Origin of the sequence: Candidatus Symbiopectobacterium sp. NZEC151, assembly GCF_025962655.1 — a bacterium.
Classification (GTDB): Bacteria; Pseudomonadota; Gammaproteobacteria; order Enterobacterales; family Enterobacteriaceae; genus Symbiopectobacterium.
Map to the genome: position 1 here is coordinate 1,617,492 of NZ_JAGFPE010000001.1, position 25,826 is coordinate 1,643,317.

At 49.9% G+C, this 25,826-nt stretch carries 20 protein-coding genes; 5 read left to right on the forward strand and 15 right to left on the reverse strand.

Annotated elements, in window-relative coordinates; all coding sequences use genetic code 11:
- Positions 1 to 28: 28 nt before the first annotated feature.
- Positions 29 to 955 carry a DMT family transporter gene (locus J5067_RS07280; RefSeq protein ID WP_264643163.1) on the reverse strand — a complete coding sequence of 309 codons (927 nt, stop codon included), beginning with the start codon at positions 953 to 955 and terminating at the stop codon, positions 29 to 31.
- 331 nt (positions 956 to 1,286) lie between these two features.
- Between J5067_RS07280 and J5067_RS07285 the strand changes: the two genes are divergently transcribed.
- Positions 1,287 to 3,008: a methyl-accepting chemotaxis protein gene (locus J5067_RS07285; RefSeq protein WP_264643164.1), complete on the forward strand. Its 1,722-nt coding sequence runs from the start codon at positions 1,287 to 1,289 to the stop codon at positions 3,006 to 3,008.
- A 38-nt stretch (positions 3,009 to 3,046) separates the two neighbouring features.
- Here the strand turns inward: J5067_RS07285 and dsrB are convergent, their stop codons facing one another.
- Together dsrB and J5067_RS07295 are read right to left on the reverse strand one after the other, a co-directional pair.
- On the reverse strand, positions 3,047 to 3,253 hold the full coding sequence (gene dsrB / locus J5067_RS07290) for a protein DsrB (RefSeq protein WP_264643165.1): 207 nt from the start codon (positions 3,251 to 3,253) through the stop codon (positions 3,047 to 3,049).
- A gap of 23 nt (positions 3,254 to 3,276) precedes the next feature.
- Positions 3,277 to 3,681: a helix-turn-helix domain-containing protein gene (locus J5067_RS07295; RefSeq protein ID WP_264643166.1), complete on the reverse strand. Its 405-nt coding sequence runs from the start codon at positions 3,679 to 3,681 to the stop codon at positions 3,277 to 3,279.
- A 155-nt stretch (positions 3,682 to 3,836) separates the two neighbouring features.
- Here J5067_RS07295 and J5067_RS07300 point away from each other — a divergent pair, with 155 nt between their 5' ends.
- From J5067_RS07300 to J5067_RS07310, 3 genes are all read left to right on the forward strand, one after another.
- Positions 3,837 to 4,391, forward strand: coding sequence for a flavodoxin family protein (locus tag J5067_RS07300; protein WP_264643167.1), 555 nt, complete (start codon positions 3,837 to 3,839; stop codon positions 4,389 to 4,391).
- Positions 4,392 to 4,529: 138 nt separating this feature from the next.
- Positions 4,530 to 4,739 carry a hypothetical protein gene (locus J5067_RS07305; protein ID WP_264643168.1) on the forward strand — a complete coding sequence of 70 codons (210 nt, stop codon included), beginning with the start codon at positions 4,530 to 4,532 and terminating at the stop codon, positions 4,737 to 4,739.
- A gap of 247 nt (positions 4,740 to 4,986) precedes the next feature.
- Positions 4,987 to 5,832: a DNA/RNA non-specific endonuclease gene (locus J5067_RS07310; protein WP_264627625.1), complete on the forward strand. Its 846-nt coding sequence runs from the start codon at positions 4,987 to 4,989 to the stop codon at positions 5,830 to 5,832.
- A 63-nt stretch (positions 5,833 to 5,895) separates the two neighbouring features.
- Here the strand turns inward: J5067_RS07310 and J5067_RS07315 are convergent, their stop codons facing one another.
- The 4 genes from J5067_RS07315 to J5067_RS07330 all read right to left on the reverse strand — a co-directional run bounded on the left by J5067_RS07315 (position 5,896) and on the right by J5067_RS07330 (position 11,128).
- Positions 5,896 to 7,062 (reverse strand): fimbrial protein, encoded by a 1,167-nt coding sequence (locus tag J5067_RS07315; protein ID WP_264650758.1) that lies wholly within the window; start codon positions 7,060 to 7,062, stop codon positions 5,896 to 5,898.
- 104 nt (positions 7,063 to 7,166) lie between these two features.
- Entirely contained in the window at positions 7,167 to 9,767 is a 2,601-nt protein-coding gene (locus J5067_RS07320; RefSeq protein ID WP_264650759.1) for a fimbria/pilus outer membrane usher protein, read from the reverse strand.
- Between the two features lie 73 nt (positions 9,768 to 9,840).
- On the reverse strand, positions 9,841 to 10,509 hold the full coding sequence (locus J5067_RS07325; protein ID WP_264650860.1) for a molecular chaperone: 669 nt from the start codon (positions 10,507 to 10,509) through the stop codon (positions 9,841 to 9,843).
- Between the two features lie 79 nt (positions 10,510 to 10,588).
- The gene (locus tag J5067_RS07330; protein ID WP_264628749.1) at positions 10,589 to 11,128 is read right to left on the reverse strand and encodes a fimbrial protein; all 540 of its coding nucleotides are present in this window, start codon (positions 11,126 to 11,128) and stop codon (positions 10,589 to 10,591) included.
- A gap of 926 nt (positions 11,129 to 12,054) precedes the next feature.
- Between J5067_RS07330 and J5067_RS07335 the strand changes: the two genes are divergently transcribed.
- Entirely contained in the window at positions 12,055 to 12,975 is a 921-nt protein-coding gene (locus tag J5067_RS07335) for a LysR substrate-binding domain-containing protein (protein WP_264650760.1), read from the forward strand.
- Between the two features lie 47 nt (positions 12,976 to 13,022).
- On the opposite strand, the gene J5067_RS07340 is transcribed toward J5067_RS07335, so the two are convergent.
- The 8 genes from J5067_RS07340 to J5067_RS07375 all read right to left on the reverse strand — a co-directional run bounded on the left by J5067_RS07340 (position 13,023) and on the right by J5067_RS07375 (position 25,812).
- Positions 13,023 to 13,289, reverse strand: coding sequence for a type VI secretion system PAAR protein (locus tag J5067_RS07340; protein WP_264628790.1), 267 nt, complete (start codon positions 13,287 to 13,289; stop codon positions 13,023 to 13,025).
- Between the two features lie 35 nt (positions 13,290 to 13,324).
- Positions 13,325 to 14,032 (reverse strand): DUF2931 family protein, encoded by a 708-nt coding sequence (locus tag J5067_RS07345; RefSeq protein WP_264650761.1) that lies wholly within the window; start codon positions 14,030 to 14,032, stop codon positions 13,325 to 13,327.
- Positions 14,032 to 16,026, reverse strand: a complete 1,995-nt coding sequence (locus J5067_RS07350) for a DUF2235 domain-containing protein (protein ID WP_264650762.1) — start codon at positions 16,024 to 16,026, stop codon at positions 14,032 to 14,034. The genes J5067_RS07345 and J5067_RS07350 overlap by 1 nt, the downstream gene beginning before the upstream one ends.
- Positions 16,026 to 16,823 (reverse strand): DUF4123 domain-containing protein, encoded by a 798-nt coding sequence (locus J5067_RS07355; protein ID WP_264650763.1) that lies wholly within the window; start codon positions 16,821 to 16,823, stop codon positions 16,026 to 16,028. The genes J5067_RS07350 and J5067_RS07355 overlap by 1 nt, the downstream gene beginning before the upstream one ends.
- Complete coding sequence (locus J5067_RS07360) at positions 16,820 to 18,847, reverse strand: type VI secretion system tip protein VgrG (RefSeq protein WP_264650764.1); 2,028 nt, start codon at positions 18,845 to 18,847, stop codon at positions 16,820 to 16,822. The genes J5067_RS07355 and J5067_RS07360 overlap by 4 nt, the downstream gene beginning before the upstream one ends.
- A 114-nt stretch (positions 18,848 to 18,961) precedes the next feature.
- The gene (locus J5067_RS07365) at positions 18,962 to 19,480 is read right to left on the reverse strand and encodes an Hcp family type VI secretion system effector (RefSeq protein WP_264643179.1); all 519 of its coding nucleotides are present in this window, start codon (positions 19,478 to 19,480) and stop codon (positions 18,962 to 18,964) included.
- Positions 19,481 to 20,342: 862 nt separating this feature from the next.
- Entirely contained in the window at positions 20,343 to 20,681 is a 339-nt protein-coding gene (locus J5067_RS07370) for a zinc ABC transporter substrate-binding protein (protein WP_264628127.1), read from the reverse strand.
- Between the two features lies 1 nt (position 20,682).
- Complete coding sequence (locus J5067_RS07375; protein WP_264650765.1) at positions 20,683 to 25,812, reverse strand: DUF637 domain-containing protein; 5,130 nt, start codon at positions 25,810 to 25,812, stop codon at positions 20,683 to 20,685.
- Between the last annotated feature and the right edge of the window lie 14 nt (positions 25,813 to 25,826).

Below are 25,826 nucleotides of genomic sequence, written 5' to 3' on the forward strand. Positions count from 1 at the left end.
TTCGCCGCTACACGAAGGGGATATCGGCTTATTTTGTCTGGGGAACCCGGTTAACCAACCCAATCCCCAGACACACCAGCACCAAAGCAGCAGCATAGCGCCATTCAAGAATGCTCTCATCAAGGAACAGCGCCGAGAGCACGGCACCGGCAATCGGGATCAAGAAATTAAAAGGTGCGACAGTGCCGACCTTGTTATATTTCAGCAATTGGCTCCATAGCGCAAAGGTGATCGATGAAAGCAATACCAGATAGAAAAGAATCAATACAGAATCCCAACCCTGAACGCTCAGCGATCCACCGCTAAAATACCCAATCAACGTAAGGATTATACCGCCAATCGCCAGTTGGTACCCTGTCATGACAATCGGATCCATGGTTTGAGAAATACGTTTCCCGTAAATTGTTGCCGCTGACAAAATTAATGCTGCAATAACAACAAAACCATCCCCCATTACTGTAAAACTGAAATCATCCAGGCCATTTATATTAACGATAGTGACACCTAAAAATCCCAGCAGGCAACCGAATGCTTTATTCGGCGTTATTTTATCATTGGCATAAAGACAATGCGCAATCAGTACGCTAAAAAACGTACTGGTGGCATTCATAATAGACCCTTTAACCCCTGTGGTATAAGCGAGCCCGATATAAAAAAAGATATACTGTAACGTTGTTTGTGTGATCCCGAGTACCGCTAACTGCCTAAGTTGCCCCGGTTTAAACCGCGCAATCGCCTTACCACTCGCCAGCGCCAACAGCAGCAACAACCCGCCCGCCAGCACGAAGCGGTAACCGGCAAACACCAGCTTTGACGCGATGTCCCCCTCTGCTATCAGGAACAAAGCATAGCCATTTTTGATGGCCGGATAGGCGCTTCCCCACAACAGGCAGCAAAGGGTTGCCAGCGCAAAGACTATTTTTTCATTGGTAAAAAATGCGGTTGTATTCTTCAAAAAAGACTCCAATAGAAACAGCCCACTGATGCAATAAAAGTAGGCGAATCGGTATTTATTTTTTCACGACAAATTTTTTTACAGCGGCGTTACGAAATTTCACAAGCTACTTTATCAGCAACTAAAATGAAAATACGTTTTAAAAAGCAAAAATTGTGATCGAGATCCCGACGACTACAATTAAGATTTTTCACTATAGGCCGATTATCTTTTATATTAGTTACGACTAAAAGGAACACTCGTTGTTACTGTAAGGGTGCTGAATACCAAAGATGCGTGATGTGTCTTGTTGTTTGGTAAATTGTAATCACTTTTCCTGAAAAATGAGCGAATGGACATGAAAATAACTTCACAATCTGAGCAGCAGGGGAAAACAGGTGTGTTGAATAATTTACGCTTAGTGCCTTTATTCGTTATCATTCTCGGCGGCATCATGTTGATGTTCGCCTTGTCGATAGGGACTTCCAGCTATTTTCTGGCACGCAGCAATCAGTACCTTGCCGACGTCACGCAAGAAATCGACGTTCGCATGGGGCTTTCCAACAGTTCCAATCACCTACGCACCGCGCGCTTACTCCTGATTCAGGCGTCTTCCGCTGCACGTATCGGTGATTCAGCGGTCTACAATGAAAACCTGAAGCAAGCAGCGCAACGCGTCGAACAATCGCAAAAAGCCTTTCAGCTGTATGAAAATCGCCCGATAAAAACCGAGTATGATATTTCGCTTGATGCCGGATTAACCAAAGCGTATGAAGACTATATCAAACAAGGCATAACGCCCATGATGGCGTCGGCAAAGGACGGTCTGTTCGAAGAAGTCCTGAGTCATGAGGCCGAAGAAGTTCGCGTGCTTGATGCTAACTATAACAAACCGCTGCTGGATGCGGTCGCTTACCGTACCGAGCGTGCACAGCAACTCAACAAGATAGCTACAGAGAACGCCACCTTAGGGTATGCCTTGATGGGTGCCAGTTTCGGTATCGCCCTGTTGCTCTCCTTGCTGACCTTTACGTTCCTGCGCGGTGCCTTGATCAGGCCGATGAACGCACTGGTGATGCGTATTCAACGCATTGCCCAAGGCGATCTCACGCAGCGCTCGATGAATTACGGCTCGAATGAAATTGGCACGTTAGGCAATAATGTGCAACACATGCAGGCCTCACTGGTTAACACCGTTGCCACGGTGCGTGAAAGCGCTGATTCCATTTATCAGGGTTCAACCGAAATCTCTTCCGGCAACACGGACCTGTCATCTCGCACTGAACAGCAGGCTGCCGCGTTAGAACAAACGGCCGCCAGTATGGAACAGTTGACGGCAACCGTTAAGCAGAACTCCGAAAACGCACACCACGCCAGTCAGTTGGCTGCCAACGCCTCCAATAAAGCGAAACAAGGGGGCAATATCGTTTCTAATGTTATCGAAACGATGGATAGCATCTCCGGCAGTTCGCGCAAGATTTCTGAAATCACTAACGTGATTAACAGTATCGCTTTCCAGACCAACATTCTGGCGTTGAACGCCGCCGTTGAAGCGGCGCGTGCCGGTGAACAAGGTCGTGGTTTTGCTGTGGTCGCCAGCGAGGTTCGTAGCCTGGCGCAGCGCAGTGCGCAGGCGGCAAAAGAGATTGAAACATTAATCTCTGAATCGGTATCGCTGGTGAGCAGTGGTTCGACACTCGTCGATCAAGCCGGGCAAACCATGAAAGAGATTGTTGATGCCGTTACCAATGTGACCGACATTATGGGTGAGATCGCGTCCGCGTCAGATGAACAAAGCCGTGGTATTGGTCAGGTGGGGCAAGCCATTGCCGAGATGGACAGTGTCACGCAGCAAAACGCCGCGTTGGTGCAGGAAGCAACGGCAGCGGCGTCTTCGCTCGAAGAACAAGCTGCACTGCTGACTCGTGCCGTGGCGGTGTTCAAGTTGCAAGAACAGCGTGCAACGCCGACACCGGCGTCATACACGCTGGCATCAAGCAAAAGTGCGCCAGCAGCACTGCCGCCAGGTAATAAGAAAGCCACCAACAGTAGCGAGCATTGGGAAACATTCTAACCGCTGACTGACCGAGCAGGTCTGCTTGCAGACCTGCTTCACTTCCGATGCGCGTCTTGCGGTTTCAGCTCCACAAAAAGACCTTCCGGGTTTTCTTCTTCATTAAAAAACCAAATTCCCGCCGGATAATCCGCTAGGGCGACAAGGTACATCGTCCCTTCCAGAAACGGTTCCACCGCTAACACCACGCCTTCCCTTCGCTCTGCGCCGTCGGTTTTTACTGTAACAATATCATTTACTTTCACGGCGTATGCCCTCAACGTCGTCTTTAGCTGCTGGTTGCTGCGTGTAAACGGTCATACTGTTCCTGTGCCAAACGCACTGATTCAATATTGGATTCTGCCCAATGCGCCAGGCTTTCGAACGTTTCCACCAACGTCAACCCCACGGGCGTCAGTGAATACTCTACGGTAACGGGAACCGTGGCAAATACACGACGGGCAACCAGACCATCCCGCTCCAGCTTTTTCAGCGTTTGCGACAAGACTTTCTGGGTGATGCCTTCGATATCCCGTCGCAATTGATTAAAACGCGTCTCACCTGATTTCAAACGACCAATAATCAGTATGGTCCATTTGTCGGCCAGTCGCTCCAAAAACTGGCGCGCCGGGCAGTGCGATGAATACACGCTGTAGCCGGCTGCGGTATCGCCCTCAATGGGGTATCTCTGCATGGTATCCTCCAGGAAACCTGGTATCGTTCAGGTGCCTTCTTGTCAACGCAGTATACCATATATACTATCTTTCCATTGAAAACTGATGCTACCTTCAATCGCTTACCAAACTATTGCATCCGTCCCTGTTATTACTGACGAAAGGAAAAGTGAACATGAGTAACACTGTTGTTGTTTATTTCTCAGGATATGGCCACACCCAACGCGTTGCAGAGTATGTTGCACAAGGTGCTGATGCAACGCGTATCGCCGTGGATGAAAACGGTGATATTACCGCTGAGGAGTGGGAGACGCTGAACGCCGCGGATGCCATCATTTTTGGTGCTCCCACCTACATGGGTTCAGTGCCTTGGCAGTTTAAAAAATTCGCGGATGCTTCTTCTAAAGCCTGGTTTACTCGTGCCTGGCAGGATAAGGTTTTTGGCGGCTTTACCAACAGCGCCAGCCTGAACGGTGACAAGCAGGTTAGCCTGATTTGGATGCAAACCCTGGCTTCCCAACACGGTGGTCTGTGGGTGAGTCTGGGCTTACTGCCCGCTAACACCAAAACGGCTACACGCGAAGATGTTAACAACCTGGGTGGCTCTGTGGGTCTTCTGGTGCAATCGCCTTCCGATGGCCCGGCAGATGATATCCCTTCCGGTGATTTGGAAACCGCGAAGCAGTATGGTGCACGCGTTGCCGCCGTTGCATCACGCCTGCGCGGATAATCTATCCTTCGTTACGCTTCGGTTATCAAGCCAGCGACGCGCTGGCTTTTTTATTTAACACACATTCTCCCTTTCGCCGTCATCATAGTGTCATCATTTATACACATAATGGTGGCACGGCCCTCTGGAGATGAAAAAATGATAACCCTTCATGCCAAAAGTACCAGCGAAGCTGAACAGTTGCTCTCTTCCGGTACCGCCAGCAAAGTCCTTCTTGATTATTCCGTGACTACCGACGATTTTTTCAGAATCGCTGATGCATGGTGTGCACAAGGTGCAAAGATCAGCAAGAAAGCCGGGATGTTTGTTATTTCGTTAAAGGGGTTCCGCATCCCCCCCAACGATTAATCCACCTGCCGAGATAAAATAGTACCTCGATGTCGTCGTTCCCTCTTCGGTGATGCCACGTGAGAGCGTCGCCGCAAAAACTATTTCCGTTAGGAATAGCGCTCTCAATATCATCATTTACTTTTATTGCATTGATTGATATTAAACCGCCGTTTAATCACCTCATGTCACGTTATTGTTGCACGCCGCTTTTTATTGGGTTGCCGTTATCCCTCTATCCCGATGTTGTCAGCAATAGGACGAAGCCATGAAATATACTTTTTTTCGACTGCTCCCAGTCATTTTTCTTGCTGCCTGTACCACAACAAAACAGCCCGAGACGGTAGCAACACACACATTTTCACCGATGAGCGTCTCGGTAGATGAGCCAGAGATTGATAACTGTGCGGTGGGGTGTCCTACAGGGGGAAGTCAGCAAACGCTGATACGTGAAGCTTACACATTAAACAACAATCGCGACACCCGATTTGCCAATTGGGTAGCTTATAAAGTCACACATTCCAGTATTGCCAGCGGCGGAACCAGAAACTGGCGACGCGATCCCGTGCTACCAGAATCGGATACTCTCGCTCCAGCGGCTTACACCGGCGCGAATGCCGCCCTGTCCATCGATCGCGGACATCAGGCACCGCTGGCCGGACTGGCGGGCTCATCCGATTGGCAATCGCTAAATTATCTGTCGAATATTACGCCACAGATGTCAGCCTTAAACCAAGGCCCGTGGGCCCGTTTAGAATTGCAAGAGCGCTTGCTGGCCAATCGCCCGGACTCGCCCCCCGTTTACGTGGTGACCGGTCCCTTATTTACGCGCAAGATAGCAACGCTGCCAGCCGCCCCTGACGTCGAGATACCGAGCGGTTATTGGAAGGTTATCTTCACCGGCAACAGCCCTGAATCCGGCGAGTTTGCCGCGTTTATCATGGATCAGAACACGCCACGAGCCGCCAATATCTGCCACTTTCAGGTCACCATTAAAGAGATAGAGGCGAAAACCACACCGAATTTAAATATCTGGCCCTATTTGCCTGAGGACGTAGCGGCCAAGCTCAAATCACGCAAAGGAACGTTAGCGAAAGCCATGGGATGTTTATAAGCACGGCAATGTTTAAGCCATGGCTACGGCAGGTAGCCATTAAAAATAACGCAGCACGGCGTGCTAGTAATAGTTAATCGTAAACACCACTTTGCCATCTGCTTTTCCCGCAGTCGCAACGGCATCCGTTTGGATATAGCGCGCGGATAACGGAACCCGGATCGTCGGGCTGCCCTCTTTTGGTAAGGCCATAGCGTGCTCTGAGGAGAAATTAAACGGTGTTGGCGTTTGGCTATTCAAGCCCCACCCAATCTGGATCCCGACGCCTGACGCCGCGCCGGGCACCGACGCGTCAATGGCCATGATGCCGTTGACAGCATCTTTCACTGCCGTGGTGGGTGTCAATCGCACACCGATGCTGTTATTGATCGATGGCGTCGCCACCGCACTCCCGGTATTGAAATCCATCAGTGTCGTGGTGTTCGTTTGATTATAAAATCCATGAAACATCGGGCAATTTTGCAGCGAAATAGACGCATCAATCCACGGCGTAGTGGAATGGGGTCCCCTGAAATGTTCCCGTATATCATAAGTACCCATCGCCACATTGACGTCCGGCGTGGTGCAGGTTTGCGCTGTTACCGTCAGATTTCCGGTAAAGGTGACGCGATTTAATTGGAGCGGCAAGCCTTGGATTTGCTCGCCAGAACGCGAATTCACCATATTATCGCTTGCCGTAGGGAAACTGGATGCCGAGATAGCATAGCTCCCAGGCGTCAGCGGACCGATTTTAATCAGCGAGATATAACGTGTCGCGGCGCCCAGCGTCACTCCACCATAGGGTTCGTTACCGAAAATAACGTCTTCGTTACGATAGCCAAATACGCCGAGCGTTGCGGCAGCACTTTCGTTATGACGTGATATCGCGACCCCAATCCCTGGGATATTGGTTTGATAGACGGCGCCGGCAAACGGGCCGGTATTCAACCCGCTCAGCGGCAGTGGCGCTTGCTCAATGCCTACCGCCCAGTTGAAGGGGAAACCGCCGCCAGGCGATCGGCATTCAATATCCACCGTGGGTGCATTCATCCAACGCCCCTGATAAATAATGGTGCCTATCGGTATATCCGCACCGGCCGATATGATCGGCGGGCTTAACGGCACGCTGAGCGAGGACGCGCTGAAGCCCGCCTGATAGCCACAAGATATTGCGGCCCAACTGTGGCTACTGACCATGGCTAACAGCATCGTGCCGAGCAGCGTTAAAAGAGGAATGTTCAAATACTTCATACTGTTTCTCCAGCGTTCGGCATCGGCCGCAAAGGGCAGGCAGTGAATAACTGCCCTCACCTGTTGTGGGCACGCGAGTTTTTTTTAGGCAATGTCGCTTCTGTCTATGCAGAAGCCACCGCAGAGGTGCACACGGAATTGAATTGCTGAATCTGGCGTTGTTCTTTCCCTTTCGCCATTGGCATCAGCAAGTAGCCGACCGTACACGACATATCCGGGTCCTCTCCCCATTGCACCCGCAGTTGTCCCTTATCTTGTGACACACGTGCATACAGTTGTCCGCCCTGCCCGACGGCACCCACGCTGTTGCCTTGGCTGTCAAAGATATCGGCACCGAAAGGCACGGGTTCTCCCTGGTAGGTGGCATTCACCAGAATCGGTGTACCGCTCTTGGCGTTGTATTTCACCTTCACCACCGCACCGGAATGCGGAGCCACTTTCATGCTGGTATTATCCAGCTCCAGATTCGCTGACGCGCCTTTGGGATCGAGGTTGATCTCGTTCATCTGGTACGGGCTTAAATACGGCACCACGGCATAACCGCGAGAGTCAATACTCACCCCCGGATACGATGACACGCTGGCGCCTTGTGCGCCTTTGGCCTCTACCAACGCAAAGGTCTCTGACGAGTACGGCGTGAAGCTCACGCCACCCGCATGGCCGATAACCGTACCGTTCATCCCGGCAGACGCACTGTGATAGCCCTTACCGGTGCTGTAGGCTCCACTCAACGCTGTCGCCGCGTTACGGTAGCTGCCACTCAACGAACCACTGGATCCCATATTCTGGTTGGCGTGCATCGCCGTTACCGCATAGCTGAGCGGGTTATCTGCCCCTACGGCGCCAGACACACTGGCCTGCTGACCATAGCGACCGCTGCTGTCGTGAGACAGATCCATACGCAAATAGGGCGTATGGGAAGCATCGTTGCGGCCCAGTGGCATGCTGAAGCTCAACAGATAGTTCGTCTGTGCCGTACCCAGACTGGAGAAGCTGCGATTGACGCTAAAGCCGTAAGAAAGATTCTTATAACGGTTGTTATAGCCCATCTGGTACTGCTTTTCGCTGCCCGCCTTATTCCAGTAGTTCTGCAACGATCCGCTGAAATACAGTTGTCCGCCATTCTCTGGCAGCCCCTGTCCGGCAGTGACCGTGACGCGGTTTTTCGCTCTGGAAATCGCCCCCGGTGAATATCCCTCAGCCAGCGCGTTGCGTGTACGCATCGCGGTCATAAAATCCATGTAACCCGCTGTCGAAAACCGGTATGCGGCCAACGACAGGTTGCTGTTAGTTTCACTAATTAGTTTACTGTAGCTTACGCGATAGCTTTGCCCATTAGAGCGGCTCCCCGCCGGGTGTCGACTTTCCGCGTTAGCCGGATTATCCAACTGTGTACGCGCCTGGGTCGCATCAAACGCCAGCGCACCGATCGACGTGCCTAGTGCCGCGCCCAACTGCAAGGCGGCGTAATTTTCACTGGCCTGAACACCGCCATACCCGGTAATCGCGTTGGTCAAACCGCGTTGATACGTCGCCTGATAGAGTGATGGCTTATCGCGCAGATTATCACTGCGCACTTCTCCGCCGGTGATCGCATAGCGTGATGAGCCTGGACGCAACAGTTGAGCCACCGACGCATAAGGCACACTGAAATGTTGCTCGGTGCCATCAGACTCACGCACCGTGACATTCAGATCGCCACCGTAGCCGGTTGGATAGAGGTCGTTGATCAGGAACTCTCCGGGGCTAACCGTGGTTTCATACAAAATCTGCCCCCCTTGCCGCACCGTGACTCGCGCATTGGTGCGAGCAATACCACGAATCTCAGGCGCGTAGCCGCGCAAGGACTCAGGTAACATCCGCTCATCGGTCATCAGTTGCGCGCCGGTGAAAGGCAGCGTATCGAACAGTTGCCCAACCGTGTTCGATTGCCCCACCAGCATCCGCGCTTTCAGCGTCGGAATGTCGCGTTGAAGGTAAGTGTTGATGCTGCTGTATTTACTGGGCGCGTTATCCATGCGGGCATAAGCGCCGTTGTGCCGTAAATACCAGGATCCCACGTTGAGCCCGGCATTCAACCCGGCAAATAACGAATTAAACGTTTTACCCTGGGATTCACTGGTGTAGCCATTGACGTTATAGCCCATCATTAGCGCAGAAATACCGTCATCCCATAATGCCGGGCTCACCGTGCCGCGTGCAGTGTTCTGCATGTATATCTGCGGAATAACGATATCCAGTCGTTGCTCGTTACTGTCAAAATTAATTTGCGCTTCGGTAAGTTTTTGCTGCAAATCGACACATTGCTCGCCCGCATTCTGTGAGCCAAAAAAATCCGCGGGCAACGTAGCGTAATTAAACGCAATATGCTTAATCACGTCGATAGAGAGACACGGATATACTTTTTTATCCGTATGGGCTTTAAATTCGACATCCACGTTACTGACCCATTGCGCATTAACATAGACTGCCGTTTTATAAATCCCCGGTAAAACAGAAGCACCGTCGGCGAAACGACTCAGATCAACCAAAACCGCATTATCAACATTCAGGAAAGAAGCATCGAACTCCACATTATTTGCATTCTCCAGAGACATGGCGGGTGCAATTTCAGCATTTACATTGCTCATCACGAGCGCAGATAAAATAGCCACATGCCATAATGGCAGCTTATTTTTGGATTCGGTTTGAAAATACTTTGACATAACAAGTCCTGTCAACACCCTTTTCCTGAATGATGATGGGTATAAATTTAAAAAATTGACTGTGTGGGAAGCGTTATTTCACGACAGATTCAAAGGCATGTACGGCGCCATAATCATTAACAAAACTGCCACTGATCTTATTCCCGACACTGGCCGGTAATTCCAATACCATGGAACTGCGCGGTGCGAGCATCGCATAATCACTTTTTTTGCCCTTTACGGTGATATTTACCAAAGAGACATAATACGGTGTCGGGTTGGTTGCCTGAAGGCGATTGCCCTGAGCATTCCAGGTGATAGCGTTTGCCGCGTCATTGGCATTACCTTCCAGACCCGCCGGGCGATAAAACAGCTTGATTCGCGAACGAAAAGCCATCTGCAAACGGTTCTCTTCACTTTTGGCCTGAGATTTAGCCGGCACTTCCAACACGTTTAGCCAAAATACCGATTCTCTGTCCGATGGTAATGTATCCCCGGTATAGCTGATACGCAGCGTTTGCCCTTTGCCCGGCTCCACGCGGTTCATCGGCGGCGTCAATACAAACGGCACTTTGATTGCGGATGGCTTGGCATTGACATCGCCGTTATCGATCCAGCTTTGCAGCAATACCGGAGATGGGCCACCGTTATTGATTTTAATACTCACTTCATTGGCATCTGCGGGATATATCACCCGGGTGCCGCTAATGACGACGCTGGCTTGCCCTGTCATGCTAAACAAAGCAGCTGCGAGCAGGCACATCCGCTGAAGAGTAAAAGAGGGAAATTTCATACGAGACTCCTGACGGAAAACCGGGAGGGAATGCCCCTCCCGTAGACCATTACTGATACTGAATAGAGTAGACAACGTTGCTAACAACCGTACCCGCAGTAGTTGCACCTTCCGCAAAGTAGCGCACGATGTACGGCAGGTTGGCGCTGCCTGAAGTAATATCTACATAGGTGTTACCGTTGAGTTGACTCTGGTTACCCGCTTCAACTACCGCACGAGACGGGCTGGAACCATCAAGCAATTGCAGGCTGACGTTGGCCGCTGTCCCGGTATTATTCAAACGCCCCGTCACAGAATCCACGGTTGCCCCCGCTTCGAAGAATGCCGATGCGGTTTCCAATGTGCCCGCACAATTATTCAGTGCCAGGGTAAAGCCCGTATCACCCGCCGTTTGGCCGGTGGTGGATAACTGGTTCGTTCCAATCGTGGGCAACACAACGGTTGCATCCGCGGCCTGACCATCGACAACGACATCACAGGTATTAGCGTTCAGTTGTCCATTAAAAGTGATCGTGCCGGTTGACGCCGCGTGTGCCAGACCAACAGACATCATTGCGATAGCAATGGAAGAGAAAACGATCTTATTCATTTACATATACCTTACTGGGTTATAATTCCTAATGTTGATATTTAAATATCGCCTGAACATTCACATGACGATAAATTAAACATCTTTGTTCAAAGCCGCTGACGTTTCCCATAAACATGAAAAACGTTTATTTAGTCACCTGGGATGCTTTCAATAGACTTCCAGAAAAGTAAAACAAAAAAAACACACCAACATCGACTAGCGGAATACACTATAAAGCCCGTCAGATAATGGGGTAAAGAAAGTAATTTTTATCAGTGATAAATTAATGCTATCTCTTCATTTTAACCAGACAGAAAAGCACAAAACTTTTCAAATTAAAAACAAATTTACATTACACAACGCTGTATAAAATGGCAAGAAAGTGATGGGACACGATCTTTTTACCCGTTTGCTGGGCTCATCAAGGGCGTTCTCTTTTAAAGGGTAAAATCGAACAGCCTGATAAATAGCCATTTGTTTTTGGTGATGCCATTTCCCTATCAGCGATAAAAATTACTTTACTAGAATCACCCGGTATCATTGAGCCAACGCTGAAAGGCGACATCAATAATACGATTTTTTCGCACAATCTTTTTGTTGATATTTTTATTTAACCGCTTACTCCCTTGCAATTTTATATACGTTCAGATTAAATACGCCGCTGTGACAAACGTAATCTCTTTTTCTCCCGCTGCCATTTAGGTGGATACCCATTTTCTACAGACATTCCCTTGCACAAGGTCTGTAAAACGGTGCCACCGTGCGTTAAAACAAGGGGGCGTTGACGGCAAAACGTTGACATTGTTTGTCTGTAGAGCATGATATTTAATCATGCTTCTTCCGCCAGTTATGGTCAATAAAACCATTTTTTCAATGGGTTGTTGCCAACAATAAAAATCCGTCTACCTTAGAAAAGACGCGTCCAATAATGCTGATGGTGCCCCATGAAAGAACTCCCCAAAATTAATCAACTCAGGAATTTTCAGGCAATCATTCGCTATGGGAGTATCAGAACCGCATCACAGGCGCTGTTTCAAACTCAGCCAGCCATGACGCGCAGTATTCAGGAACTGGAAAGAATATTGGGTGTTACCTTATTAGCCCGCGGGCCTCAAGGCATGGTATTAACCAAGATGGGCCGCATTTTTGAACCCCGAGTAGCAATGCTGCTCAACGATCTGGAAAGGGCCGTTGATGAACTGCACCAAGCCAGCCAGATATCAGAAGGCACCGTTGTGTTTGGCTGCTCACATTTGCCAGCCTTCAGCATCATGCCCGCCGTGATCAACACCTTCCAAAAAGAACATCCGACCGCCACGATTACCATCATAGAAGGGCAATTGTCTGAACTTATCACGTCGTTACGCTTAGGCAGAATAGACTTCTATCTTGGTATTGCTTCACCGGAAATATCCATGAACGAGTTCTTTATCGAAAATGCCATCAAGACCGAGTTTTGCATTATGGCACGACATGGACATCCGTTAGCGGGCAGCACCGCACTCAGCCAATTGCAAGGGTGTAAATGGTATTTCCCAAATGCCAGAACGGGATACTACAAGGAACTGGAGAAACATATTTTCCCCAATGGCAAGCAGGCTGACAGTCGCATCATTTATGGCGATTCTATGACGATTGGCGAGCAGTTGGTGACCAATGAGGATTATCTGTTTATTGGTCCCAAAGCGATTCTCAGCGTCGATCACATCAAAGATATCGTATCGATCGTTCCTGTCAAAGAAACGCTGCCTGCTGCCGAGTATACGCTGATCTACAAACAGCAGTTGGGGCTAACCCCCTTGGCTAAAGAGCTGATGGACGAAATCAACGCAGCTTGTACCGCATTTCTCACCAACCCGGTGTAGTGCAATGTAGGCCCTTTTGCTCCGCAAAAAAGGGGTTCCAAAGTACATCAACCGATAGTGACACTTCCCCCGCCTATCAACACACCACCGCAGCCAACGGTGTCTCCGGTGCGCGCAGCGGGCTTGCCGTCGATAAAGACACTGGATGAACCGCTGCTGATGGTTCGACTGTGCCCGTGTGGAGAGAGAGGATCCCCCTGACGAGCCAATGGCAGACCATCAACCTTAACGGTTGATGATCCCGCCACGACTGATGTCGGCGGATGGCTACCGTGCCCGGTATCGTTATCACCTGTTTTTACTGCGTTACCCATTTCTCATCCCTCATTACCCTCTATCCCGAACTGTTTTATTTGACCGGGTGCTGATCGGTTCTTGGCTGCTTTGCGCGGTAGTCATCCATTATCGGGGCCCAGGCCATTCCCTGGGGTACCGGATATTGCTTAAATAATGCACCATATTCTTTGTCGAATTCCTCGAGTGTGACGGTATATTGGCTGATGCCTATTGGGAATTTTTTATCGTACCAATTATCCGTGACCTCTTCGGCAATGCCTCGGGTTAGCAAAATATCCGGGCTTGCTCCAGCCAAGTCCCCCATTAACAGGACCTCATAATACCCCCCCGGGGCTAACCCAAAATAAAGCCAATTCCGCTGATCGGTGCGTCCGTTAACTTGATAACGCTGCTGCATTTGTTGCCCCAGATCAGCAGGTAAACCCACCTTGATGCGATAGCGTTTGCGATCGTGGAAGGAGACCATTTCGACTACCGCTTGATCGGGAACAGCCATTCCATCCACAGGTAATCCCCCGCCTCCGGCCCAGTAATATCGTTTTTCTGTAATGCGTTTCGTGCTGGCTCCCGGCCCCATACCTCCACCAGGATATCCGCCCAGTAATGTCCCATTCCGATAAAAGGCAACCTTGGTGATCGCAAGCTCATCAATATTACTGCCGTGACCGTAGCTCCATCTAACATGGCTGGTTGTGTTTGGGCTTGAGCACGCTACCAGAGAAAGACTAAGCCCAATGAATATAATCAGATACCTGAACATCATACCTCCTGATTGCCGATGATATGCCGCCGTTCCTTGCTGACGGAGCCTTCCCGCTTGTTGGTGTTAGCCGGATTGGCGATCCCCTGATTTCTGGCGCTGTGGTGCACGTAGTCACGGCGCAATGCCCGGTAAACCTCGGGTGATAACTGTTCTCCCAGCTTTTTCACCACTCCCGGTTCAGTTGCAGCCATCGCCCAGCGTTGATCCAGTTCCGTCAGGTTAACCGCAGGCTCTTTAGCGGCCCCAGAATCAAGTCTATGACCTGTGACCGTCGGGTCCCACGTTCTAAATGGCACCCCCACAGCACGCCCCGCCTCCACCATTATATGCAGCGGAATGCGGGAGTATTCCCCTTCCACCACCCGGCTCATCATCACGTCGACATAGACTGCTTTTTGTGGCCAGGGGTCATCCTTTCCGCGTCGGCGAATATAGGCATAGGGAATCAAACTGATTGCCCCCACCTGCGGTGTCGCGCTACGCACCGATTGCGTACATATGCGATCAACCCATCCCAGAGAGACCTTCTCCTCGGCATAGGCTCGCGCCTGCTTGAAGGCGCGGCTTTGTATCTCAGCGGTGGAAACCTCTTCCTGGCTCATAAAACGTTCCAACTCAATGCATTCGATCAGCGCCGGATCGCTGTTCGGATTCGCCAGGCTCCAGCGACTGTAATACCCGCCTCCGATATCCGAATGTGCACCCGGCAGAGCCAGTTCGGTAAAATGGGGGGGAATACTGGTACCGATCGCCGTCGGAGTAATGCGCGTCAGCGGGAAATGGTGGCGGACTTCATCCAGCGCCGTCAGGTGCACCACCCGATCGGCACAGTCATCCTGCAAACGGGTCTTAACCTTGAGGTTATACGACGAGGTGACGGTATCAAAAATTCCTAAAAAGGCAATACGCACATCGTCCCGGCTGCGCCAGTCAAACCCGGCTTTGAGGCGGAGAGAGGGATCCTCCGCCACCGCCTGCACCAGCGGATGATCATCCTTCTGGTCGATAACATTGACAAAATGGCGTGCTGCTGCTGCACCTCGACTAAAGCCAAACACATCAAACACAATACGGTGGATGCAATCAATATTGGGTAATACTTGCCTTAGATCTCTTTGGATGGCCTCTGCAATCCCTTGTCCACAGGCCAGATTCACTTTCCCAACGATGGAGGTGTCTTCCCCCATAACGCTGAGATCCATAGCCAGTGCCAGCGTCACATCTGAGCGGTATTCCTGACCTTCATTCCCTGGGACCGGATCGCGGGTACCAATCCCGCTGATATAACAATGCGCATTCAACGTTTCAGGTCCAATGCGGTATTGATCGTATAGCTTGCCGACATTGGTCTTATCATTTGCCGCACTGTCACTGACCGGCAACTGTCCTCTCTGACAGCCGAGCAGTTCTTTCTCACGCTGCGCTGGGTCTGAACAGGTTTCTGCCAGCCACTGTTCCACCTTTTTCATGCCAGATTCGGCATTACTGGTGTTATTCCCGGTGCCATCGAAGAAAACGCCGATGCGCAACACATTGAGGGTATAGCCTTTTACCTCGATGACGTAGGCATGTTTGGTAAAGAAACGCGCCTCTCCGGCTTTGCCTTCCTGATGTGCCTCTGGCAGTGGCTGCTCGGGGGCCGTCAGACACAGGTCGCCGGTGGTGACATTTACGTGTTCACGCGCTGTTTTCTCATGCCCGACGAGTTGTGTCGTATAAGCCGGTACGGCACTCTGCCCCTGTTTAAGCATTTCACGTGATTGCGCGGCCTTAAGCCAGGGTTGAGTCTCCAGTTTTACCGCTATCGGGCCGACGGCAAAACCGCGCACCAGCGTAGGCCCGTCTTTAAGCGTGACCGTCTGAGACTTGCCAGTCTCATCGGTCAATGTCGCCTTTAGCCCCTTAAAGGAAACATTGTGTTCATCCCGAATATCAATTTCGATCCAGTTATCATAACGTTCACAAGGAATACAGTGCGGATCTGCGGCCATTAATTCACTCCCATCAATTCAGCGTGCTGCGCCATCCAGTGGCGGATCTGTGCCAGTTCAGAGTCGGTCAACATCAGCGGCGCGCGAATGCTTTCCAGCGGTAGCCCTGCCTGCACGGTCAGGGTGCCCGCCACCACACCATCAAGTACATCGTCCTGAAGCTTGTCGGCATTGGCTTGTCGGAGTACCGGTAAGATCGTGCTGGCCGGGTCCGGATGGCGCTCCATCGTCGTCGTCATGACCTGCCAAAAACGGCGGCGAAGAATATAGGCGTGGCGGTTTTCGTCATACAGCGCAGCAAGATGGCGTGAATGGATAGCAAACCACGGGGCTTTTAATGGCGGATGACTGAGAGGGGCAGCATTACGTGTAAACGCCTGGCCGGCAATCCAGAGCCCGGAACAGGGGCCCAGAATGGCATCTTGCTCGTTTGGCGTCATGGCGAGCAAGATTGGCAGAAAAATACGCGGATCAGCGAAACGAAATATAACGGCTTCGCCTTCCCGTATCACCTCGATCAAGCTTTGCCAGTGACGGCGAACAACCTCGAGCGACTGCTCACTCATCAGATAGAATCCGCTTAAATCGGGTGAGCCCGACACAAACTCAGGCGAAGGTGCAGACAGCAGCCAGGGCCCCAGCGCAGCTTGATCGCCGAACGCGGTGCCGGCAAACAAAGGAAAGGCTTCCCCGTCGCTGAGTTCATAGAACCGGGCTACCGCTGAGCGATCAGCGGCACCGTCGACGATGGCAAACAGGTTTCCACTCTGCTGCGTTTGCCACTCACTTACCTTCATACGTCACCTCCCGTGGCGAGCGGGCAAGGTTTGGCAAGTGGAGCCATGGACGCCATGCTCTTATGAATGGCCGGAGCAGGCAAAGTGGCGGGCGGGGCGGGAGGCACCGCAACATCGCCCGGGAGTTCAGGGCTTTGTCCTGCCCAGCCTGAACCACTGCCAGCGCTTCCTCCGGAGTTCATCTTGATGGAAGGGCCCACGACCGTCACCCCGCTGGGGTCAATCTTCACGAAGCTGCCGCCAACTTTCAGGGTCAGCTCAGCTCCCGCTTCAAGCACCACTTTGGCCCCGGATTTCACGTGCACTTCCTGGCCAGCTTCGACCAGCAAAGCCTGCCCCAGTTTCTGGTGCATCGAGGCATTCACCGTCAGCGAATGATCCCCCGTAACCTGAACACGCATCTCGTTCTCTACGGTCAGGTGATCGTTGGATTTAATGCGCGTGATGCGGTTGTTATCAATATCAGCGTGGGCATCGTGTCTGATATGCCAGACAACATCGTTCTCAATGCACGCGTTAAGATCTTTTTGTCCGTGCAGATAGATTTCCTCCTGTCCGGCCTGATCTTCAAAGCGCAGTTCATTGAATCCTTCTCCCTGATGCGTCTCGGTACGCAACACGGTGCGAGTCTTGTGAACCGGCAGGTCATAAGGAGGGCGCTGGGTGGCATGGTAGGTTCTGCCCGTTACGATGGGCTGATCGGGGTCCCCTTCAAGAAAACTGACGATAACTTCATGACCAATACGCGGGATGGCGATCATGCCATACTGACCGCCTGCCCAGCCCTGACTCACGCGCACCCAGCACGAACTCTGATCGTCGCTGGAACCGTATCTGTCCCATGGGAATTGCAGTTTCACCCGGCCGTGCTCATCACAGTAAATCTCTTCCCCGGCAGGGCCAACCACCGTGGCGATTTGCGGACCATCCACCATCGGTTTATAGGGCAATGCCGCACGCCACGTGATATTGGCATTAATCACGTCAAAACGGTTGCTGTAGGTGGTAGGCTCCCCGCCGCTTTCTTCTTCCAGGGCTTGCGGTTGCCGCCCCTTATGGGTGATGGCCACCAGTTGCCAGTCGGTGTTGAGCGCTGGATTGGGATGCTCGCTGAGCGAGAAACGGCAGCCCGGCATCAGTGCCGCTGCGTTGGATTCGCCTGCGCCCGTCATCGCCCCAGCACGCAATGCATCTAACCGATAGCCAGTTAATGCCTTACCACTTGGGTCTTGTTTAAACCGTCCGGGATAATCGAAGTGTTGATAGCTCTCCTGCTGGTGTGACAGATCGCCGCTTTTCTTTTTGTGTGATAATCCATACGCTGGCGTTTTGAAGCTGTAGTCCTTTAGTTCCACCTCTGCGGTGCTGACAGATTCGGTATAGCGGAAACGCCGAACATACTCCCCTTCACTCAGCCCCTGTGCCGCAAGGTTGAAAAACAGCTCAGGGCCTGCCGCCAGCGCCCCGGCGTCATCGGCAAATACCACCCGGTGCTTGCCTGCTTCAAACTCGTGAAAGAAGTACATCCCTTCTTCTGCCGCCAGTCGAGTAATAAAGGCCAAATCAGTTTCCCGATACTGCACACAGTATTCTCGCGGCGCATGATCGTCGCGTAGCGCAAAAGCATAATCACTGATTCCTGCTTCTTGTAGCAGGATGCTGATAATCTCCTGCGGTTTCTGCGACTGAAAAATACGCGCGTTGGTGCGTAAACCCAGTCGCCATAGCGCTGGACGGACTTCCACCTGATAACGCGTGCGGCGAAAGCCAGTATCACCCTGAGCGAAAGTGCTGACGACCCCGTTGACCCGTCGTTGCAGGTTACCGTCATACCACACCCGCAGTTCGCAGGGCTGGTCGAGTACATCACCAAATTCGATATCCGGCTGGGGGCTCGCCAGATTCAACGACAGGGCAAATGGCTGATTTAATGCCTCGTTGAGCTGAAAATCCACCACGGCAAAGGTGGATTCTGACAATCCGCCGACCTTGACCGTGAACTGCAATCCCGTGCTGTTTGCCACCGTTGTTCCCCTCGTTTCCCGTGATCAAAGCCGTATCTGCACTCAGGTCTGGGAGGCCAGAACTCAGGACAGTACGATACAGAAAACCCGGCGCCGGGCCGGGTTTTCTGCCTATTAGGCTTCGACAGGCGCACGCCAGTCGTCAGAACCGGAGGTTCCAGCCACCGTGTGTTCCCAGTCGATTTTGCGATAGGCCAGTGAGACTTCGATCAGTTGGGTATAATCCAGTTTGGAAGGGTCTTGGCAGTGTGGCATTTGACAGTTGATATCCACGATGGTGGCATCGGTCAGCACGGTGGAGAAGAAGTGCTCCTGCTTACCTTCTACGGAGGTGCGATACCATTTCAGCGTCACGGTTGGCAGCATCTCACCGGAGGCGAGCGCGTTGTACATCAGCGGTACGGCCTTGTTAAGCGCGACGGTAAATTTGAACGGTTTGTGCACGCGCTGACCGGAAGGTTGGCCCGATTGCGGATCGGTCGGCACCGTTACTACGTGGTTGAATTCCTGAACCAGCATCTCATCTTCGTGGCCCTGTACGTAGATATTGCCGACAGAATCAGATGTGAACGCCCCTGCGGTGATGTTGCCCTGCGTTTTACCTTCGATGCTGATATAGCATGGAGTTGGCATTGTCTTGCTCCTTGTTGTTAGACCGGGGTTATAACAGTCTCAGTAATAAGCAAAAACGATACCAATTTGTAATTTATTGTTTTTTATGAAAATTAAATCATCTGGGTGATCGACAATGCCAACTCTGAGCAAGATATTGCGCAGACCACGCTGATCGTTTGTAAACATTGCGCAGAAAGTGATTTATGCTAGAGAGTGAGCAAGAAATTGCGCAGAATGCGCAATTATGCTGCCAGGTGCTCATTGCTGCCACTGAGAAGTCTCAAAAACAAAAAAACCACCTTGCGGTGGCGTAATAATATTTATAACCAATTGTTTTTATTAACTTAATTGATGGTGCCGGGGCGGGAATTGAAAAACACACCATTTCTATTGAATATAAAGAGCTTATGCTAAAATTCTGCATGATATATACCCTCATTTATACCCACAATCCACTTCGCTTACCCTACCGTTCCGGTACGATTCCCTGTAACTACTTCAGTGGTCAAATCACAGGGTGAATAATACCTGTGTCGTGAAGAGAGATCAAACTAGTCCCCCTTCATTCACAATCCTGTTTTATTTATTTCTTACTGGTAGCAGGTATATCACTTGTGCATTTATGAGTATATGTTCAATGCTCATTTTTATTAAACTTTCGAGGTGCATAGGTTTTTCTGTCTCTAGATGCAGTACCATGGCAACCACCCTTTGGTAGTTGCCTTCTTGAAAAAAGCATTTCTCATTTTTATCAACGTAACTATGCTAGGTTAGCAAACTCGGACAAATTCACCGCTAGCGACCAGCAAAGGCCGTTAGCGGCGAAAAATTAATCAGGTCTAGTCTAATTATCTACTTTCATATACCAAAACAATACCGCCTATTTTCTTGGCCCTTCCCAAAGGAGCTTAGATCTCATTTCTTGAGGAACAATTTCAAAAAGAGATGCTATAAGTTCTTTTTGCCCTCCATAAGCGATTGAAATATCCTCACTACAATTTTCTATATAATATTTCGCTTGAGTATTTAAAAAATAAATATCATGATCTTCAAACTCTGGCGTCAAGATAGTATAAGCCAAATTATGGACAAGCTCTGCCTCAAGATAGCATGATAAATCAGGAGATTTTTTAAATGTCTGTCTATTCCTTATATAAGGGATAGAAAGCAACAACATCTTAATGTATATTTCGTTCTTTTTGAGTTTGACCTTGTTCATTTCACTTCCTTACTGGCATTGCAGTTGAATCTACAGGAACTTTATTTGTGCGAGTCCAAACACCATTTTTCAATAGGTTGTTTATGAAAGTTGAATCTCCAGTTTCCTTATAAATCTCCATAGCAGCAACCATCCTATGGTTACCTTCACTGATATAGTATCTACCATTATTGTCTACGTAGCCAGCGATTATACCTTTTGGTTCTGAGTATAAAAACCTCCCATTCAGCATATCGTTTTTTATAAAATCGACTTGTTCAGGATTTCTTAAACCAGTTTGCAGGCTCTTTATGTTTGATAAAGGCCCTTGTGATGATAAAGCGCCTATTTCAGATATGTAACTTTTTATAACGGGCGCTAAATACTTCCCTGCCAAACCGGACAGCGCATACCCTGCCAACTCACCTGCAGTTTCTTTAGCAAAAAGCGTTAATCCACAGCTATAGCTAATATCCATGCCACAACTATTGAATCGTTCGTAAGCATTTAACCCCATTTTTTTAAACTGATTGGATAAATCAAATCCAATCTGCTTTTCCAACTCATTATATCCAGAAGCGGCGGAAATTCCATATAGCAGATCATTGATACACGTTGAATCCCCAGCCGATCGGCACCCCTCAAACATTGCTTCATTTTTTGCCGATGTTTTATTAATTTCCTTACGAACATCTACTTCACACTCTGGGCTTCCGTTACATGCAGCATATTTTTCAGCTAGTTTCTTCGGTTCTTCATGCATTAAGAAGTTAAATTGTAAAACGCTTTCAGCAGAATTAGCCCCACTATTTACTCCGCTAGTTTTACCAGTAATCGCGGCACCAGTTAAAGCACCAATAATTCTTCCGGTAGAGGTTATTTGAATTTCTCTTAAAGCAGGATCAACAAATGTATTACCTAATGTGATTGCAGCTAATTCTGCCGCCAAAGCACCTACCGCAGCACCTTTCACATTTCCGCCACCAATTTCAGCAGCAACACCAGCAACGACGGCATGACTCAGCATCTTGCCCGGTGCTTCAAGCACTGCACCGTTTTCTCCAATAAGGAATGCCCCTTCCGCCTGAAACTGATTACCGATATTTGCCAGCAGCGCCGTAGTAAAATTATCTTTAAAACTGCCGCCATTGATGGTGGTATTCAGGCTGGAACTGATGATTGACTGTCCTGCCACACGCTGGGCAATCTTGCTCCAGTCACCGTTACTGAGCAGCGGCAGTTTGGCATTACCAGCGTTAGTGCCAACTGTACCACCTGCGGCTTTATCAAAGCCCATCACGGAGTCAAACCCCGAGAGCGCGCCACCAATCACCATAGATGTGACTAGCGATTTAACGGAGTTGCTGCTGCTCAATGCTTGCAGCGTTTTGCTGATATTGCCCTGATTGTCTAGCAACGCCACGGCAGCTTGGGAGGTGATTGCCGTAATTCCGGAATAAGCGGCACCATAGGTGGCGGCAGTGACTGCCGCGCTGGTGCTTCCCAACGTACCTGCTGCCAAATCAGCCCCATAGGCTGCCAACCCCGCGCCTGCAGTTACCGCCGCGACCGCAATGGCTATAACCGCACCAACAACCGGATTGAGGCTCTGGCTCTTGTGATTCCAGCTACTGTAGGCATCCTGCACCTGCGTCCATTGCACGTCTTTGCGTGTATTGAGATCTTTCAGCCAGGCGGTGCCCGGCGTATTTCCGAGGGTCAGCAGTACATTTTGCAGAGCCTGAGCATTTTGCGCCTTCACATCCGCACTCACACCGTTTGCAGCATCAACGGTGAGTTTTCCACCGGTATAAACGGTCGGCAATACCCAGGTATCTTTGGTGTAGCCTTTGTCCGCGTTCTTAATGAAAAACCCTTTCGAGGTGGTAATTGTCTGCTCAAACGCGGTATTTTTCACAGCTTTGAAGTTGACCTTGCCGTTGGTACTGGTCAGTTTGGCATTTTTCCCCGCGTTGATTTTGCTAGCTTCATAAGTACTGTCATCACGGCTTAACAGATTGATATCGCCGCCTGCGGTAAATTCAGTCACTTTATTGGTCACATTGTGACTGACTTGTCGAATGGTGGTTTTCTTGCCATACCACTTGCGCTTGGTGGTGGTTTTTTCATAGTGGCTGGACTCTTCCATCGCTTGTGCGTAGAGGAACCCGCCCTTAGCCGCTGCATCTAACGCCCCTTTGGCGATAAGTTGCGTCGCCTGAAACAGAATGCTGCCGTTGGAAAGCAGGGTAAGGACACCACCGCTGTTAAGGGTGGCATTTTTCTGCGTCACTGTTTCGCTGTACGCATTTCCCTCTTCGCGGTAGATATGATTACTCACCGCGTTCAGCTCCATTTTTCCACCGGAACTGAGCGTCATATCGTTTCCGGAAGTGAAATCCGTGCCGTTTGCGATGAAATCCCCATTGGCTGCCAGCGTCAGTTTCTTTCCCGCATGCACGCGTGCCGTGATATAGCGATCGTCTTTGTTATTATCATTGGCGCTATCAATCGCTGAATAGCCCGTTGCAAAGAGGCTCAGGTTGTTGCCTGCCAGCAGAGTGGTATTGCCCTGTGCAGATAGATCAGCGGATTGAGCCAGTAAGTCTCTTCCACTGGAAATCAGTAACTGATTACCCGCACTAAGACGACTACTCAGCTCTGCCTGTCGCGATTCAGGGAAAAGGGATTCTGGGATCGTCGCCAGTACTCTGGGGTTAAGATTAATATCCTCCCCTGCCGTCAGGTTAATTGTATTGGTGGCATTAAGCGCTACGCCTGAAATATCAAGGGTTTTCCCCGCATTAAGCGTAATATCACCAGTGGTATTTATTGCATTAAGCTGTTTTAAGGTATCATTGAAATAGGCCTGTTTTTCAGCATCGGTACTGCTTGTGCCAAGGCGTTCTAACCTCAGGAATGCATCATTACTTTTGATGAGCAGGTTATTACCTGCGGTTAATGTAGTATTCTTATTCTTTAGATAAACTACCCCTGTCAGCCCAAGGTTTCTGGCCGCATGAATAGACAGCTCATCGGATGCATTGATTTGACTCAGTTGCCGGATTCCGTTTTCATTAAAGTAATTTACAGCGGCATCAGAATATACATTAATATCACCGGTACGACTTTGTAGACTGACCGTTTCCCCTGCCAGACTACTCTGCTTAGCATCGATACTATCGCCGGAAATTATTGATAGAACATTACCGGCCATCACCTGACTATTATTTAATTGAGCGCTCTCATCAGCAACAAACGTAATGTTTTCGGATGCATTAAAATTGCTCTCGTTGTTTATCAACCTTGCATGAAGAAGGATATTTTTTGCCTTCAAATTTACAGAAGGATTTGAAATTTTCACTTCATCAGTTTTTTCATCAGTATATTTTTTAGTGCCAATATTAATGCTATCTGAAAAATCAGCAACCAGATTCCCCCCCGCACTCAACTGCGCTGGATAAATTGATTTGGCCTCCCAGCTTTTTTTCTTATCGACCAAGTTAACAACATACATTGCACATGTTGCGACACAATAACCGTGAACATCTTCGGTACCAGTCACCTGATAAGTATCAAAATTATTTAACGCACCGGTAATAACATTGTAACTATCTAATTTTCCCCCAGTTAAGATGAGATCTTTCTCAGCTGAGATCTTGCTGGAAAAATTATCCACCAGGTCAGAATTTAGATATAAGTTCTTACCAGATGCAATATTAGATTCGGCACCAACCAAGGATAGAAATGATTCACTCCTTGCGATGTTAATATTTAAAGGCCTACCTACTGACATGTACATTGAATATACGTCAATTTCACCAAACCACTTTTCAGGATGTCCATCTTTATAGATCGCAAACATGCTAAAGTATGCTTTGTTCTGCGCCTCCAAATTCGAACTTTTTTCAAGTCCTTTCTTATCACCCTTCGTAGGAATAATATCAGTTGTTGTCACACCGAAATTATCCCGCACATTCTCTAACTGCTCCGTACGTATCACCAAATCCCCCGTCGTGGTCTTTATCGTCCCCGAACGGTTCTCAACCTTAACACCTTTGTTCCCCACCGCATCTTTCTGGATCCACAGGTTATTATTCGCCTGGATCGTAGCCTGAGTATTGGTCAGGTTATCGTTAAACAGACGCATGTCTTTCCCGGCACTCAACGTACCCGCGTTGTTTAACGTGGTACTGGCAACGGTAATGTCACGCTCACTTTTAACCGTCGCCCCTTTGATGATGTCGGCCTGTTTCGCGGTGATATTCAGATCGGTTTTGGCAGCGGTATTGCCTAGCTGAATTTTGCCTTTGGTATCGAGCGTAATTCCTTGCTGCGTAGAGGTCAGATTCGCCAGATTAACCCCAACCCCCTCTTCGTTAGCCACCAGCCGGATTTTGTTGGCATACATCCCACCCAGCGCCTTGGTGTCGACCGCTAATTGCGGCTGTGCGCCTTCACCGGCTATTGCCGTCAGCGTACCATCCTTATAACTGGCACGGTTGGTCCCCTGTGTCAGAGAGAGATTTTGTGCGGTAATTTTCCCATTAAGCTCGGTAGCCCGACTGATGATATCGACATAATCCTGCGCGCTGGCATCCAGTCCTTTACTGCCAATAATGATGCTGCCCTTCTTCACTTCCAGCGCGTCTAACGCCCCTTGTTTGTCGAACTGGGGTTTCCCGGTGGTCAGCGTTATCACTGGCGTATTGATAAATCCGCAGCCATCGCAGGTGATGCCATTCGGGTTGGCGATCATCACGTTAGCTTTGGCACCGAAGACCTCAAGCTTGCCGTTGAGCTCTGAACGGGTTCCGCCGGTCACTTCATTGATAATCAGGTTGGCGGCATTCCCCTTGAGGTTGGTATTGGCATTAACCTGACCGGCCAGTTGGGATTTTCCCGCCACAGTCGAGTTGTTCAGTACCGCACCGGGGGCGCCAACGTTGAAATCTTTGTAGGTATTATGAGAAATACCTGCGCTGTTAGGAGTGGCTATATTAATAACCGGTACGTTACCCGCCTGTACCTGAGTAGTGGTGTTCGCCGGATTAATACCGGCCGCAAAGGCAGGATGCAGTGGCTGAATGGCCGTCAGATAAATAAGCAGGTAACTGATACCGCGACCCAGAGGATGGTGCAATTTTTCCATTGTTGTATTTCCGT